General features: G+C 36.9%; 15 protein-coding genes, 1 pseudogene and 1 riboswitch. All 16 genes and pseudogenes read right to left on the bottom strand.

What is annotated here, in order from left to right; translation table 11 throughout:
* Positions 1 to 8: 8 nt before the first annotated feature.
* Positions 9 to 1,779, bottom strand: a pseudogene (locus ELD05_RS01315) (ABC transporter substrate-binding protein).
* A gap of 232 nt (positions 1,780 to 2,011) precedes the next feature.
* The gene (locus ELD05_RS01310; protein ID WP_127351057.1) at positions 2,012 to 3,034 is read right to left on the bottom strand and encodes a LacI family DNA-binding transcriptional regulator; all 1,023 of its coding nucleotides are present in this window, start codon (positions 3,032 to 3,034) and stop codon (positions 2,012 to 2,014) included.
* 27 nt (positions 3,035 to 3,061) lie between these two features.
* Entirely contained in the window at positions 3,062 to 3,283 is a 222-nt protein-coding gene (locus ELD05_RS01305; protein WP_127352904.1) for a glycoside hydrolase family 130 protein, read from the bottom strand.
* Between the two features lie 16 nt (positions 3,284 to 3,299).
* Entirely contained in the window at positions 3,300 to 4,214 is a 915-nt protein-coding gene (locus ELD05_RS01300; protein ID WP_127352903.1) for a glycoside hydrolase family 130 protein, read from the bottom strand.
* Positions 4,215 to 4,396: 182 nt separating this feature from the next.
* On the bottom strand, positions 4,397 to 5,470 hold the full coding sequence (gene tgt / locus ELD05_RS01295) for a tRNA guanosine(34) transglycosylase Tgt (RefSeq protein WP_127351056.1): 1,074 nt from the start codon (positions 5,468 to 5,470) through the stop codon (positions 4,397 to 4,399).
* Between the two features lie 51 nt (positions 5,471 to 5,521).
* A complete protein-coding gene (gene thiD / locus ELD05_RS01290; RefSeq protein WP_241243554.1) occupies positions 5,522 to 6,310 on the bottom strand; it encodes a bifunctional hydroxymethylpyrimidine kinase/phosphomethylpyrimidine kinase in 789 nt (262 codons plus the stop codon).
* Positions 6,311 to 6,357: 47 nt separating this feature from the next.
* Positions 6,358 to 7,623, bottom strand: a complete 1,266-nt coding sequence (thiC, locus tag ELD05_RS01285; protein WP_127351054.1) for a phosphomethylpyrimidine synthase ThiC — start codon at positions 7,621 to 7,623, stop codon at positions 6,358 to 6,360.
* A 7-nt stretch (positions 7,624 to 7,630) separates the two neighbouring features.
* A complete protein-coding gene (thiE, locus tag ELD05_RS01280; RefSeq protein ID WP_127351053.1) occupies positions 7,631 to 8,296 on the bottom strand; it encodes a thiamine phosphate synthase in 666 nt (221 codons plus the stop codon).
* Positions 8,283 to 8,888: a sulfur carrier protein ThiS adenylyltransferase ThiF gene (gene thiF, locus ELD05_RS01275; protein ID WP_127351052.1), complete on the bottom strand. Its 606-nt coding sequence runs from the start codon at positions 8,886 to 8,888 to the stop codon at positions 8,283 to 8,285. The genes thiE and thiF overlap by 14 nt, the downstream gene beginning before the upstream one ends.
* Entirely contained in the window at positions 8,885 to 10,003 is a 1,119-nt protein-coding gene (thiH, locus tag ELD05_RS01270) for a 2-iminoacetate synthase ThiH (protein ID WP_127351051.1), read from the bottom strand. Before thiH ends, thiF begins: the two co-directional genes overlap by 4 nt.
* 31 nt (positions 10,004 to 10,034) lie before the next feature.
* Positions 10,035 to 10,799, bottom strand: a complete 765-nt coding sequence (locus ELD05_RS01265; RefSeq protein ID WP_127351050.1) for a thiazole synthase — start codon at positions 10,797 to 10,799, stop codon at positions 10,035 to 10,037.
* A gap of 74 nt (positions 10,800 to 10,873) precedes the next feature.
* Positions 10,874 to 11,068 (bottom strand): sulfur carrier protein ThiS, encoded by a 195-nt coding sequence (thiS, locus tag ELD05_RS01260; RefSeq protein ID WP_127352902.1) that lies wholly within the window; start codon positions 11,066 to 11,068, stop codon positions 10,874 to 10,876.
* A 171-nt stretch (positions 11,069 to 11,239) separates the two neighbouring features.
* A riboswitch (TPP riboswitch) is annotated at positions 11,240 to 11,365 on the bottom strand.
* Positions 11,366 to 11,466: 101 nt separating this feature from the next.
* On the bottom strand, positions 11,467 to 12,408 hold the full coding sequence (locus ELD05_RS01255; protein WP_127351049.1) for an Rpn family recombination-promoting nuclease/putative transposase: 942 nt from the start codon (positions 12,406 to 12,408) through the stop codon (positions 11,467 to 11,469).
* Positions 12,409 to 12,654: 246 nt separating this feature from the next.
* Entirely contained in the window at positions 12,655 to 13,617 is a 963-nt protein-coding gene (locus tag ELD05_RS01250; RefSeq protein ID WP_127351048.1) for an Rpn family recombination-promoting nuclease/putative transposase, read from the bottom strand.
* A 101-nt stretch (positions 13,618 to 13,718) separates the two neighbouring features.
* Entirely contained in the window at positions 13,719 to 14,852 is a 1,134-nt protein-coding gene (locus ELD05_RS01245; RefSeq protein WP_127351047.1) for a DUF1648 domain-containing protein, read from the bottom strand.
* Entirely contained in the window at positions 14,845 to 15,231 is a 387-nt protein-coding gene (locus tag ELD05_RS01240) for a GntR family transcriptional regulator (protein WP_127351046.1), read from the bottom strand. Before ELD05_RS01240 ends, ELD05_RS01245 begins: the two co-directional genes overlap by 8 nt.
* Between the last annotated feature and the right edge of the window lie 16 nt (positions 15,232 to 15,247).

The following is a 15,247-nucleotide window of genomic DNA, read 5'->3' as shown; positions in this document are numbered from 1 at the left end:
ATATTACATTATTTTTTAGGAACAAGCTTACCTGTTGTGATTAAGAGATTGTATACCCTTTCTATTCCACCAGGTGCAAGTGACCAGATTGGATCATCTTTTGCTGGCCAACCTGTTACCTTTCTGCCATCTGAATAGTAAATCGGTAGAACCTTTTCAAATAGTGGTATTACAGGCAAATACTCATTGGTAATGTATGCTAATTTTTGTATAACATCTATTGACTTCTTCTTATCCTGTGCAACATCTCTCAACTGCTCAGTCAAATCATATGGAGAAAGCTTACCCCATGGTGTTGCATATTTATCCTTTGCTGGGAATTTTGTTATGTTATATACATCGGTCTGATACAATCTCTGATACCCTGTATATGGATGTGGATAACCCCACCATGCAACTCCAAATTCAATAGCTGCTTCATAATCGCCACTCTTCATAACCTGGTCTCGCATACCGTCTGGAATAAGTTTCATTTCAACTTTGAAGCCAAAATTATTGAGCTGTTGAACAACTTCTCTTGCAGCTAAAACCCAGTCATTGTGCGGTCCGTATACTGATAGTGTAAACGCAACTGGTTGACCATTTGATTGCTGCCATGTATTGCCTACCTTCTTATATCCAGCCTTTTTTTAGAATATTTTCTGCTAATTTGTAATTCATTGTGTACTTGGTTAACTTGTTCATCGTATCCTTTGTTATCCACTTAGATTCCATGCTCTTTAGTACACCATGAGCATAAGGGGTGGTTGTAAATGCCTGCCATACTGCTACATCTCTTATCTTAGACCTATCTAACACATATGCAATTGCTTTTCTCAAGTTTATATCTTTAAATAGAGGTTTTTGATAGTTAAAAACTAATGCTATTTCTGACAAGTCAGAGGTAGTTTTAACCTTCAAGCTTGGATTGAGAATACTTAGCTGGTCAACTACATCTTTTGGCATATTTGGATGTGCAGCGTATATCTCACCTGAGATAAGTGATGCCCATACAAATTCATTAGAAGACCATCTTCTGAATGTAATTTTTCTTATCTTCATCTTTGAATATAACCAGTGGTACTTGTTAGCAGTAAGTACCATTTCTGACTGTGTTATTTTTGTTGGTTCAAATGAACCTACAACTGGCATTCTCTTGAGTGTCTTGAACGGTGAGAAAGCATTAATTTGTTTTCTAAGCTGGTCTGCTTTCTTATCATACTCCTCCTTTAGCTGAGCATCTGGGGTCTTACCTTGAGATGTCAGTGCAAATATCTTCTTACCTAAGTCAGCCACCTCTTTTGCCTGATTTGACCATTTGCCATAAACATGGTATGGAGCCAAAGCTGCCATCGCAGCATCTGTAAGGATTGTATGAACAAATGATTGAGGAGCATCCTTTGAAAGTGTGAAGACAACTGTGTAATTATTTGGGGCTGTGACAGATGCAATTTCATATGGCCACTGCCACATTGCTTGAATGAGATTGATTGTGGTTATTACGTCTTTTGCAGTAAATGGCTTGCCATCGCTGAACTTTGCATTTTTTCTGAGGTTAATTGTAACTTTGCCTTTTTCAATCTTCCAGCTCTCTGCTAATCTTGGGATATATTCACCTGTTTGTGGAATGTAATACGCAAAAGGTTCATATGCAAACCACCATGCACCGCCAATTGCTCCCGGGCCGAAAGGATTACCATGGAATGGATATGGCCAGTCTGTTGCCAATCGCAGCTCACCTGAAGAGCTTGAAGTAGAAGCTGCAAATGAAATTCCCATTACACTTAACAAGAATAACATAACCAGCAGAACTGACAATAACCTTTTGAGACGAACAGACATCTTCCAAATTCCTCCCTTGCCCTTAGATTTTTTATTATTTTTGTTCAAAAGAAATGAACAGAAAGAAGAACTGTGCATTCAAATTATACACCTTTTTTGCAAAATGTGTCAAGTTATTTTGCTTGATTTTACAATGTTATTTAAATTGATTTTATAGAAAGGTCTTTTTCTTTAGGACTTTTAAAAACGTTCAAAGTGCCTTTATCGATTTTCTTATATTTAATCTGCAAAATATTCTTACATCTTCAACTGGTTTGTTAGGATATTTTATTCTCTCAAGTAGCTGCTTGACCGCTCTTTGCCCATAATAATTTCTGTCAATGTGAATCATTGAAAGGGCTGGTCTGAAGTGTTTCACAAGTTCAGTATCATCAAAGCCAACAATGCTAATATCTTTTGGAATCTGAAATCCCATTTCCTTCAGTATGTTAGCAGTAAGCAATGTAGACAAATCATTTACGCAAAAAAATACCTGAGGCATTCTCTCCAAGTTCTTTAAAAATGCCTGAATCTCCGGTTCGGGATTTTTGCTAAAATCCTTGAACCCTTCAATTTTACACACTTTTTTGTCAATCTCAATTTTAAACTCTTCATGAGCATCCATAAAACCTTCCCATCTTTCTCTATAACTAATAGCGTGATTAATGTCTCCTATAAAACCAATATGCTTAAATCCTTGCTTTATCAAATACGCTATAGCTGCCTTTGTAGACCTGTAATTGTCTGTGTTTACAGTGTCTATACAGGTACTGTCTACTAAATTGTCAATTACAACTGTGGGAATCTTTTTTTCTTCAATTTTTTTGATCATATTCTCGTTTATGGCAGACACAATTATAATCCCTTCAAACGATGAACTTGTTAAAATCTGGTCTATACTCTTCTCATCTTCACTTGTTATGCAATACAGACTAAAATTGTATCCCTTTTTCCTAATTTCATTTTCAACTGAATAAACTATCGCACTGAAAAAGTACGGGTCTTCAATAATATTTTTTGTCATAATAAGTGCTATTGTCCCTTTTTGTTCTTCTTTTTCTTTGAATTTATAGCCAAGCTCTTTTGCAGTCTGAAAAACAAGCTGTCTTGTCTTTTCAGAGACACCTGGCTTGTTTGCCAGAGCAAGAGAAACTGCATTTTTTGAAATATTAAGTTTTCTGGCTATATCCTCAAGAGTAACACTTTTCCTTCTCTTTTTTGTATTTATCTCCATTTCAATCCCCTTTTATTTTAAAACTTCTTAGTCAAATTTTATATTTTTAAGGTCCAATTTTGCAACATCTACAACTGTATCTGCTCCCCCATAATACACCAACACTTTATCTCCAAACTCAACATGGCCACAACTGAAAACAACATTGGATATGTGCCTATTTATCTCCCCATCAAGCTCAGGTTCGAGTATGGGCTCACTCTGACGAGATAAGATTTTTGTAAGGTTTTTCTTATCAAGTAGTAATATTCCTTTCTTTGCAAAATTAAAACTTTATCTTATCAACCTCAACTGCTGCAACACCAATGCAAGTGTCGCAAGCTCCGTAATATACAAACAAAATCCCATCCACAATACACTGACCACAGCTAAATACTACGTTTGGCACAAGCCCATTCTTTTCCCACTCAAGCTCAGGTTCTAATATGGGTTCTTCCTGGCGAGCAATGACTTTTGTGGGATTGTTTCTGTCCAAAAGAGCTGCGCCTAAGCGATACACCCTATTTTCATCCACGCCATGATAAATCAAAAGCCAACCATCGTCAATCAAAATTGGTGGACCTGCTATCCCAATTTTTTGGCTATCCCAACTATTCTCCCGAGGAGTCATGATAATTTTGTGGTCATGCCAGTTTTTCAAATCTTCTGAAAATGCCACCCAAATAGATGGTGGTCTTCTATGATACAGCATATACTTTCCATTTACCTTTTCAGGATGTAAAGCGCCATCTTTATTTGGTTCATCAAGCAGCACTTGATGTTCGGTTGACCAATGAATCAAATCATCTGAATATATCATGGAGATTCTTACATCTTCCCAACTTCTTCCACCAAATGCCGTATAAACCATATAAAATTTTCCGTCAAGGTAGGTTATGCGAGGGTCTTCCACACCCCACGCTTCCTGAACGCCTCGGCCTGTAACAACTGGCACAGAGAGTCTCTCAAAATTAATTCCATCCTTACTTTTTGCATATCCTATTGAAGATACGAACTTATACTTTTCATCAGGATAAGGAAGAGAAAGGGCTTCAAATGTATTGTTACATGCTCTGTAAAGCAAATGAATATAGCCATTGTGATAAACAGCTGCAGCATTAAAGACAGCTTTTGACTCCCAATGGTTTTCTTCAATTGGCTCCAAAACAGGTCTTTGAACTAATCTCTTTAGCTTGAACAAATCCATCCCCCTTTGTTTTTCTGGCATGAAATATTCAAATGTTGTAAACTTTAGTTTCAGCTTTAATTATATAATTCTGTAATGTCAAAATCAATTGATTTTTACTAAAAAATAAATTTATTTATTTGGCAAATGTGAACAAAAAAATGAGAGGGAAAACACCCTCTCATTTTTGATTACTTTTATATCCTATCCTCTTCAATATCCTTTCTCAGCTTTTCCATGAACCTGAGCAAAAATCTTACATTGTGGATGCTAAGAAGGATTGCACCAAGGATTTCCTCAGCTTTAATCAAGTGCCTCAAGTAAGCGCGGGTAAAGTTCTGGCATGTGTAGCAGTCACAGTCCTCTTCAATGGGCCGAAAATCCTTTGCATACTGAGCATTTTTTATAATCATCCTGCCTTCTTTTGTGAAAACTGTTCCATTTCGAGCAGTTCGCGTTGCAAACACACAGTCGAACATGTCAACACCGCGAATGACAGATTCATACAAGCAGTCTGGTGTTCCAACACCCATGAGGTATCGTGGCCTGTCTTCTGGCAAAATTGGGTGAAGCACCTCTATCATCTCATACATGAGCTCTTTTGGCTCGCCGACAGAAAGCCCGCCTATCGCATAGCCGGGAAGGTCTTCTTCAACCGTGCGCTTTGCACTTTCTATTCTCAAGTCCTTGTAAGTTGAGCCTTGTACTATCCCAAACAGAGCCTGATTTTCTGTGTTTTTGTGATGAGCTTTGCATCTTTTGAGCCATCTTGCTGTTCTCTCAACAGCCCACTTTGCATACTCATGGTCACAAGGGTATGGTACACACTCATCAAATGCCATTATTATATCTGAACCAAGGATATTCTGAATCTCAATCACCTTTTCAGGTGTGAAAAAGTGCCGAGAACCATCTATGTGCGACCTGAACTCAACACCGTCATCTGTAATTGTTCTTAGCTTGCTGAGCGAAAACACCTGAAACCCGCCACTGTCGGTTAAAATTGGTTTTTGCCAGTTCATGAACTTGTGAAGCCCACCTGCTTCTTTTATGACATCTATTCCAGGTCGAAGATACAAATGGTACGTGTTTGCCAGAATTATCTGAGTTCCCATCTCATACAGGTCCCTGTGCATAATTGCCTTGACTGTTGCTTGAGTCCCGACTGGCATAAAAACCGGTGTTTCAATAACTCCATGTGGTGTGTAGAGCCTTCCTCGTCTTGCATTGGATTTTTTGCTCTTCTTTATCAGCTCAAACTTTATTGCCACCTTGCCATGCCCCTTCCCATTAATATCTTCAGCTAATTTTTCTGGGTATTCTTAAGGATTTAAAACAAGTCTTCCCTTTCCTATCTTTATTGAATTGTGTATCAAGTTTGAAACAAAATCCTTTGTTTGTTTTAGTGCGTCATACATATTATATCCCTTTGCAAGAAAAGTAGCAAACGCAGATGAAAAAGCACAGCCAGTGCCGTGAATGTTGTCTGTTGAGCCCTTCTTTTTAGCAGAAACTCTATAAATTTCAGTTTGTGTTATCAAAACATCCTCTGCAAGATGGCCATCAACATGCCCACCTTTTAAAACGCATGACTTTATACCCATCTTATTCATTTTTTGTTGAATAGAATTTAAAATATCTTCTCCAAAATTTTCAATTTTCATATCAAAAATGACTTCTGCCTCGGTTTTGTTTGGCGTGATAACGCTACAAACTTTTAAAAATTCGCTTTTCAAAAACTCGACAAACTTATCTTTCCCAAACTCAAAACCGCTTGTTGATTTCAAAACTGGATCACATACAATGTTTTTAAGATTATACCTTCTTATATTCCTCAGCACAGACCTTGCTATTTCTTCACTTCCCAAAAGTCCAATCTTGACGCTATCTGGCTCTATATCCTCAATAATCTTTTGAAGCTGATACTCAAAAAAATCAGGGTCTATGGTTTTTGCATCATAGACCCTTTCTGTAGTTTGAACTGTCAAGCAGGTTATCGTAGAGGCTGCAAACTCGCCAAGCGCTCTTACAACCTTTGTGTCAAGTACAATGCCAGCTCCACCAGAGGGGTCAAATCCAGCAATTATAAGAACTTTTCTCACTTTTTTCATCTCCTGTTAAAATGTATTGAATCCATCAAACTATCTTTTTATGATGTCTATAACACGGCCTCATCCCTTGAATTTTTTACAGCACAGAGTCTTCCACACATAGAGCATGTATCGGAAGGGTATGTGCTTCTATACTCTCTTGCCTTTTGCGGGTCAATCGAAAGGCTTATCATCTTCTCCCAGTCAAGGTCACGTCTTGCAATTGACATCTCAATGTCTTTTTCAAGTGGCTTTTTAAAGCCTTTTGCAATATTAGCACTATGAGCCGCAATCTTGAACGCAACAATTCCTTCTTTGACATCATCTGCCGATGGAAGTCGCAGGTGTTCAGCAGGTGTCACATAGCACAGAAAATCTGCTCCATTTAGAGCTGCAATGAGCGCCCCCATCGCACCAGATATGTGGTCGTACCCAGCTGCAATGTCTGTTGTAAGAGGCCCCAAAACATAAAATGGTGCACCGTGGCAAAGCCTTTTTTGAATTACCATGTTTGCTGCAATCTCGTTTGCTCTCATGTGCCCTGGCCCTTCTATCATCACCTGCACATCTTCTTTCCAGGCCATTTTGGTAAGCTCGCCAAGGTTTATAAGTTCTTCTATCTGAAGCGCATCTGTTGCATCATAGACCGCGCCGGGCCTGAGACTGTCTCCAAGGCTTATTGTGACATCGTGTTTTTTGCAGATTTTTAGAATATCGTCAAAGTGTTCATAAAGCGGATTTTCTTTTCGGTTTGCCATCATCCATTTATATAAAAGTGCACCGCCTCTTGAGACAATCTTGAGCAGACGATCATTTTTTTCAAACCTCTCCAAAGTCCTTCTTGTAATTCCTGCATGTACTGTGAAAAAGTCAACCCCTTCTTCTGCCTGCCTTTCAATCTCTTCTATAAACTCTTTGCTGTCAACCTTTGTAATGTCGTCATGCCTTGAAGCAACCTGGTAAACTGGAACTGTTCCTACTATAAAGTCATAGTTTTGAAGAATGTATTTTCTGAAGTTTGAAGCATCAAGCCCGCTTGACAAATCCATCACAGATTCAACATCAAATTTTTTGGCAACCTCAAGCTTTTGAACCTCTATATCAAAATTTGGACATGCTTCTGACACGCCAATATTTACATTGATTTTTACATATGTTCCATCTCCAATTGCAAAGTATTTGTCTCTTTTCCTGTTCTTGTTCGCAGGAATGACAATCTTGCCCTCTGCAACCTTTTGCAAAAATTCTTCTTTATCTATCTCTTCATTCTGGATTGCAAGTTCCATCTCGCGTGTAAATATTCCTTCTTTTGCATATGTCATCTGGGTTTTCATCACAAAATCAGCTCCTTTCAAACTCTTTTATAATATCCCAAAGCCTTTTTATTTTTTGTGAAATGTCATCACTACCTACAATCTCTGTCACAAGGCTGACGCACTTTGCACCCGCCTCAAGCACATCTTTTAGATTGTGCTCTTTTATTCCACCTATTGCAACAAAAGGTATCTTGCAGTTTTTTGCTGCCCAGCTGACCATCTCAAGGCCAATCGGCGGATGAGGCTTGTCCTTTGTAAAGCTCTGAAACACAGGCCCCAAACCAATATAGTCAGCCCCATCTTCCACTGCTTTCTCAACTTGATCTTTTGTATGAGTTGTAACACCGATTATAAAGTCTTTTCCTAAGATTTTTCTTACCTCTTTTGCTGGATAGTCTTCCTGCCCCAAGTGAACACCGTCCGCCCCAACCATCTGGCACAGGTCCACATGGTCGTTTACTATCAAAAGTGCACCATACTGCTTGGTAAGTTTTCTGATTTGCAGGCACTCTTCATATTTTTCTTTGAGACTTTTGTACTTTTCCCTGTACTGGATTATTTTTATTCCACTTTCGAGCATTGCCTTTACAACCTCTATATTCGACCTTCCATTTGAAAATTTCTCAGCGGTAAGACCATAGATGTTATAACTTCTAAAGAGCTGCAGCTTCTCTTCTTTACTCAAGTTCACTCACCATCCTCAAAACCTCATCTGCCTGCATTGCGGCAACTGCCATGACCTTTGGTGCAAGAGGTTTTTTCTCTTTTATTGATGTCACAAAATCGCCCACAATTGAAAAGTTCTTGCCACGCTTAATTTTAATGTTTTCACAATCGCCAAACCCTGCAACGCCTGAGGCTAAAACAACTTTCTTGCCATGATCATGTGCTTTTTTGAAGATGAGCATTTTTGTCTGCTCATTGTCAACCGCCTCAACAATTATGTCATGCTGTAAAATCAAATCATCTATATTTGACTCATCAATTTTCATATTCAGAGCCTTCACAGTTATATACGGATTTATCTTCTCAAGAATGTCTTTGAGCGCTGACACTTTTTCCTGCCCTGTCTGGTAGAAGAAATAGTTTTGCCTGTTGAGGTTTGAAACATCTACCTTGTCAAAGTCAACGATTGTAAGGTTTTTAACGCCACTTCTTACAAGCAACACTGCAATGTTAGAACCAAGCCCGCCACAGCCAATTATAAGAATTTTTACCTTTGAGAGTTTTTCAAGCATCTTTTCATCAAAGTAGTTTTTAAGCATCATCTCAAATAAGCTCATACACTTTTCACACCCTTTACCCAGTTTGTAAACTCGGGTCGAAGTCCTTTTCTAATTATAACATCTACAACCTCGGATACACTTCTTCTATCTTCTACCTCAAACTGAGCCTCAGCATCTTCATCTTTTTCTTCTGCATACCCACCAACTGTTGTTTTAGAGCCTGCTGACATTTTGGTTATGCAAACATCAATCAAAACATCGCGAAGAGAGGGTCTTTCTCTGGTTGACACCACAATTCCAACCCTTGGGAGATACAGCCTTGCAATGAGCAAAAATTTAATAAATTCCTTGTCTGAAACTGTGTATGAAGGTGTAAAGTCTGTGCCAGCGCTTCTGAATCTTGGGAATGAAATTGAAATCTCAGCTTTTGGAAACTTGTCAAGTAAGTACTCTGCATGAAGTATTGCACACAAAACATCTTTTTTGGGGTGAGAAAGTCCCAAAAGTGGGCCTACACACACCTCATGAAATCCAGCTTTTAATGCTCTTTCAGGTGCATTTAGCCTAAACTCAAAGTCTTTTTTTGGTCCAAATGGATGAAGCTTATCATAGTCTTCTCTTTGATATGTCTCTTGATACACAGTGATTCCAACAACGCCAATGCTTGATAGCCTTTTGTACTCTTCTTCATAAAGAGGATACACTTCAATTGAGACCTCTGACATAAAGTCGGTTGCGATTCTACATGCTTTTTCAATGTATTCAACCGAAGAGTTAATTCTGTCCTCACCAGTGAGAATTATAACAGAGTCAATCCCCTCTTCTTTCATTTTTCTAAGTTCATTTTCAATCTCTTCAAAGCTCAGCTTTTCTCTTTTATACTTTTTCCTGCATGAAAATCCACAGTAAACACAACCGTTTTGGCAATAATTTGCAATGTAAAGCGGAGCATACAGAAGAATAACTTTGCCAAAATTTTCGCGCGTAAGCTTTTGAGCTTTCTTTGCCATAAGCATTATATCCTCTTTACTGCTGACGTTCAAAAGCTTTGCTAAATCCTCTTTTGTCAAAAACTCCTTATTCTCTATAATCTCGCAAATTTCCCTGTGAGTAGGGATATAGTCTTTGTACTCTTCAAAAAGTTCTTCTGCCTCTTTTAAAAAGCTGACCATTTTGACAGCACCTTCTTTTTCAAAAAATTTTTTAGCCGCTTATAAAATCCTCCAAAGGTGATGATGCCTGAGCATACTCATACTCTTTCAAAATTCCAACCTCAAAAGCAAGCCTTCCTGCCTCAACTGCCTTTGCAAACGCTATTGCCATCTTAAGAGGATCAGCTGACGTTGCAATTGCAGTGTTAATTAAAACAGCTTCTGCTCCCATTTCCATTGCCTGTGCTGCGTGAGATGGTCTTCCAATCCCTGCATCAATTATCACAGGGATTTTTATCTCGTTTATGATAGGCTTTAAAAGCACCTCACAACCAATCCCTTTGTTTGTTCCAATTGGCGAGCCAAGCGGCATGACTGCTTCAACTCCAATTTGTTCAAGCTCTTTTGCAAGGTTAAGATCAGGGTAGATGTAAGGAAATACCTTAAAACCCTCTTTTACAAGGATTTCACAAGCTTTTAGCGTCTCAAAACTATCTGGAAAAAGATATTTAGTGTCCTTTTCAATCTCAACCTTTACCCAGTCAGAATCTGTAAGTTCTCTTCCAATCATAGCAATCTTTACTGCTTCCTTGTGGTCTTGTGCACCTGATGTGTTTACCATGATTGTGGCATCTTTTGGAATGTACTCTAAAACATTTTTTGTATGCTTAGTGTTAGGACCTATTCGCCGAACAGCCACAGCAAAAACCTCAATGCCGGCTTCATAGTACATCTTTTCAATTAGGCTATAATCAGGAAGCTTGCCTGTTCCAACAAAAAGCCTTGATTTTAACCTCTTGCCACCTATTTCAAACATACAGCATCACCTTTCTTTATAATTTTTGTGATGGATTTGTAGCATAGTTATTTTGATATGATTTTTTAATTTTTTTAGCCACCGCCAACAAAGCTTACAATCTCAACATAGTCACCATCTTTTAAAACAAAGCTTTCCCAATCATCTTTCTTTACAATCTCGCCATTTACCAAAACTGCACAGGTCTTAGGATTGAGATTTAAACTCAGTACAAGCTCTAAAATGTTTCCACAAAACTCCATTTCTTTGTCATTTACTCTTATAAGCAAAGTTCTCACCTACCCTACAGGCTTTTTGCAAGCTCAAAATTGTCTGAAAGTGTGCTTAAAATAAAAAGCTGCCTTTTGCCGGCAGCTTATCTCTTGTTGGGGTTTTAAATAAGCCTTTATATAAACAAAAAAGCCTTTAATGCCGGACTAAAAATAGCATTAAAGGCTTTTATTTCTTGCGTTTTTCTTCCCTTCGCCGGCATTACCCGGATCAGGTTCAAAGGGTCAAGGCACGGGGATTTTTTAGTGCCTACTCTCAGCCGAGCTTTGCCCCGCTCAGCTCCCCCTTAAAACCAGATATTTAATTTTTCACTTTTTAGTATAGCACTTTGGAAAAAGCTTTGCAAGAAAATCAAACTCAACAAAAAACTTTAAGTTATAAGAACCATAGTTTGTTCTTACTTCAATTTTTTTATTTCTTCAGGTGTAAGACCCGTATACTTTGAAATAAGCTCTATAGGTTGATTATCTTTTAGCATCTGTTTTGCGATTAATTTCATTGCGCGTTTCATACCTTGTTTCATACCTTGCTTCATACCTTGCTTCATGCCTTGCTTCATTGCCTCTTTAGCAATTTTTTTCTTTTCTCTTTCAATTCCTTGCTTTATCTTTTCTGCTGTGCTTGAAAACATCTCATCCACCTCCAATCCTGATTTTTTAAACATTTCTTCTGCTTCTTCCTCACTAACACCATAAGACCTTAAAATAACCTCATACAACCAATCAGCTAATTCTTCTCTCTGTTCCCAGTTAAGATGTATTTTTCCTCTTAAATTCAATATTCTATTAAGCACCCTTTCAGGATTATTAGATACTTGGTCAATGTACATTGCTATTGCTAATACGTTTGATGCACTAATTAACTTCTCCTCAGGTATACTTTTGATATCTAAGAATATCACCTTGAAATTTTGTGCGTACTCAGGAAAATCTTCTGCAAATAGGATAATTTCGCTATACTGTTCATTAGGTTTCCAATGACTTATACCATTATACAGCACAATTGGCACAACTACTGGTATTTCACCATTTACTTTGTTCTTGAGCTGAATGAGATGCATATATTCATATAATCTGTGTAAAATTCTCTTGTCCTCTCTACTTTGAAATTCAATGGTCAAACAAAAGAAAGAATCTTTATATTTTATCTTATATACTATGTCTGAGCTTTTCTTTTGCCACTTTTTATTTATCGACTCAGTTGCAATAATCTCTATATCATTCTTTTCTATTCTCCTAAATCTTTCTTCATTTAAAACATCCTGTAAAAACCAAATTAGATTCTCTTTATTAGAAAACAATTTCTTGTATCCTTCATCATACTTTCTATAAGTGCTCATACTTTTCTCCTTTTTGTAAAATTACAATCATTGCAAAAAGTCAATGCTATTTTTATTATACCTCTTTTAAATCATCGATAACAATAAGCTTTTTCAAATTCCAAATCTATCTAAATTGTAATATTAAATACAACATTTTTTAAAAGAAACTGAAAATTATCAATTGATTAAGGCTTCAATACTTTCTTTTATCGTTACATTTAATTTTACAACAAACAATAAAGTTTTTTTAAGTTGTTCTGGACCTTAGTTAATCTTCTCCTGCGCTATTTTTTCAATCTCTTCAATACTTAGGTTGGTCGCCTTGGATATGACATCGTATGAAATTCCTAACTGAATCATTCTTTTTGCTGTCTCTATTCTCTCTTGCTGGATACCTTGTTGAATACCTTGTTGGACGCCTGCCAAAAATTCTTTTGTTTTTGTCTCATCCAAAAGCCTTGCCACATTTGACACAAACTCACCCATCAGCTCCACCCCCTTTTGCTTTACTCTCTCAACAATCTTGTCATATTCTTTCTTTTGTTTCTCACCTAATCTTGGTCTTATAACATGCTGTGACCATAGCAAAAACCTTTCGATATTATTAAAACTCAGCTTCTTTAAGCTTTGATCAATTTCTTGTAATCTGCGAATTAATTCATTACTGTCATTCCTCACCTGTTCCAAATAGAAAATTATTGGTGTTAAAACATCTTCCTCTTCCAAATAACTTTTAATGTCAACTTGAGCGATATCTACAACTTTGTACTTGAAAATATCATTTTTGAAAATATCAAATGCTCCAATTATATCTGTGGGTACTTCCCATCTTCTATCAAGCTCATTGTAAACAACAATAGGAATAATAGCTGGCAGTTTTTCAACACCATTTCGTATTTCCTCTGCCCATATAGAAATCATATATCGTAATAATCTTTCAGGCATATCTTTTGCTACAGTTGATTGATTTTCTATCAATATATAAAAATATACATCTCTGTCTTTTAGCCTTGCTTTTGCCACAACATCTGCTTCTACTTGCGAAAATTCCTTTGTAATGTAATTTGTCTTTTTTATTTCAATTGAGCTTTCACGTATTTCGTTCGCCCAACTATAGTTTATGATTTTGCTCACCAAAAGATAAATATCCTTAGGATTTTCAAAAAGAAGTTTAAAAGTAGAATCATGCTCTTTTGCAGGAAGTTTTTCCTTGTTTTCATTGTCCATTTAACTAATTCTCCTTAGAAATCAAATTTTAAAGAAGAGTGAGAATAATCTTTTACAGTATCATTATACCACATCTTAACGTAAGCATGAATCGGAGAAAATCAAATCAAAACCAAACTCACAACTACCACTGCAACCAAAATAACAATTATTAAAAACCCTATGAACTTGCCAAGCGGCTTTGCGTAGTTTAAATCCCAGCCAAATCCACCCACCCGCCTTTCGACAAAGAGGGCAGGGTCGTCAGGGTTATAGTAAAACATTCCTGCAATCCAGTATTTGTCATCATCTCTGTCAATTATTTTTTCGGATATTTTTTCTTCTGGCGTCAAACTTAATCTTTCAGAATTAATGTTGAATACTTTTATAAGATAATATCCTAATGTTATTAAGGGAAATATGAGAAAAACTGGAAGTAAAGCCAATGTGGTTTGAATATTTATGATGTCAAGCATTGAAAAAATAACCAAACCCATTATAAGCTCTATTAAGACTAAAATCCAAATCAAAAAGTACGCTGTATAGTTTTTTACTTTCTCGTTCTGCTCTGCAGATTTCTCAGGAAAATATATACTCAGTTTCATTTTACCTTTTTTTGTTAGCTCATAAACAAAATATCCCAGGCCCTGAGCTAACAACATACTTCCAAACATCATACTGAGAGGCTTTATGAGTTCTGACTTTGGCCCACTATAATCAACTTCAAGCTTTTGGTTGTAATGAAGTGGAATTATCTTAGGAAGTTGGTTGTATCTCACCACAGTTATTATTAACAAACCTATAAACACACCAATTGGTACTAAAAACCACAACCTTGACGGATATCCCCCTTTTTTATCCTTTTTAATAGGGACAACCACAATTTGCTTTTTTCCTTCTTGCCAATTACCTTTTTTCTTAGCTTTTAAAACTTTTCTGTAGATTACATAGTGATTGAGTGTCATTAAAACAATGACAAACAGTGGATATAATATGTTGTATTTTATCAAAACTCTCTCTGTACTCTCAAAAAGAATATAGAAAAACAACAAAGTAGGAATTAAAACTGTTAGAGCAAAGTTTCTCCAGTATTCTTTATAAAATTTCTTTGTAACTTCACTTTTTTTAATAGTAGGCGGAACGTTTACCCCAAACAAAATGTGCTCTCTCGAAAAGTACGGAATAAAAAAACACAGTAGAACAAGAAAAATCTGTGCAGGAAAAGAAAGGATAAAAATCAGTAGCTTTTCACTCATCTTCCCTTCCCCCAAAACTATCAAAAATAGTTTCAATCAACCTTATTAATTCATTCTTATTCATACCCTTGCAAATGGCTTTTGCAACAATTGGAGTAAGTTCTTCCATCATCTCATTTAAAAACTCTTTATCATAACCTTTGCTCACAGCAATATAAGCCCCATGCTTTTTGTTAACAGCAATAAGTCCCATATCCTTTAACTCATTGTATGCCTTTGCCACTGTGTGCATGTTGACGCCAATTTCGCTTGCAAGGTCTCGGATAGAAGGAAGGCTATCGCCATTTTGAAGTTCTCCTCTTGCTATTCCTTCTATTATTTGGTTCTTTATTTGCTCATAAATTGGCATGTCAGAGGTAAAGTCAATTTTTATAAACATCTCGCTTTCAGCCCTT

The sequence above is a fragment of the Caldicellulosiruptor changbaiensis genome, from assembly GCF_003999255.1.
GTDB lineage: Bacteria > Bacillota > Thermoanaerobacteria > Caldicellulosiruptorales > Caldicellulosiruptoraceae > Caldicellulosiruptor > Caldicellulosiruptor changbaiensis.
The sequence above is the reverse complement of the archived record's forward strand: the minus strand, read 5'-3'. Positions and strand labels throughout refer to the sequence as shown.

Coding starts and splice junctions, on each gene's coding strand:
- thiD (WP_241243554.1), bottom strand. CDS start 6,310: ATGAAAAAAGTGAGAAAAGTTCTTATAATTGCTGGATTTGACCCCTCT.
- thiF (WP_127351052.1), bottom strand. CDS start 8,888: ATGAGCTTATTTGAGATGATGCTTAAAAACTACTTTGATGAAAAGATG.
- thiH (WP_127351051.1), bottom strand. CDS start 10,003: ATGGTCAGCTTTTTAAAAGAGGCAGAAGAACTTTTTGAAGAGTACAAA.
- ELD05_RS01245 (WP_127351047.1), bottom strand. CDS start 14,852: ATGAGTGAAAAGCTACTGATTTTTATCCTTTCTTTTCCTGCACAGATT.
- ELD05_RS01240 (WP_127351046.1), bottom strand. CDS start 15,231: ATGTTTATAAAAATTGACTTTACCTCTGACATGCCAATTTATGAGCAA.
- ELD05_RS01265 (WP_127351050.1), bottom strand. CDS start 10,799: ATGTTTGAAATAGGTGGCAAGAGGTTAAAATCAAGGCTTTTTGTTGGA.
- thiC (WP_127351054.1), bottom strand. CDS start 7,623: ATGAAAACCCAGATGACATATGCAAAAGAAGGAATATTTACACGCGAG.
- ELD05_RS01255 (WP_127351049.1), bottom strand. CDS start 12,408: ATGAGCACTTATAGAAAGTATGATGAAGGATACAAGAAATTGTTTTCT.
- ELD05_RS01310 (WP_127351057.1), bottom strand. CDS start 3,034: ATGGAGATAAATACAAAAAAGAGAAGGAAAAGTGTTACTCTTGAGGAT.
- ELD05_RS01250 (WP_127351048.1), bottom strand. CDS start 13,617: ATGGACAATGAAAACAAGGAAAAACTTCCTGCAAAAGAGCATGATTCT.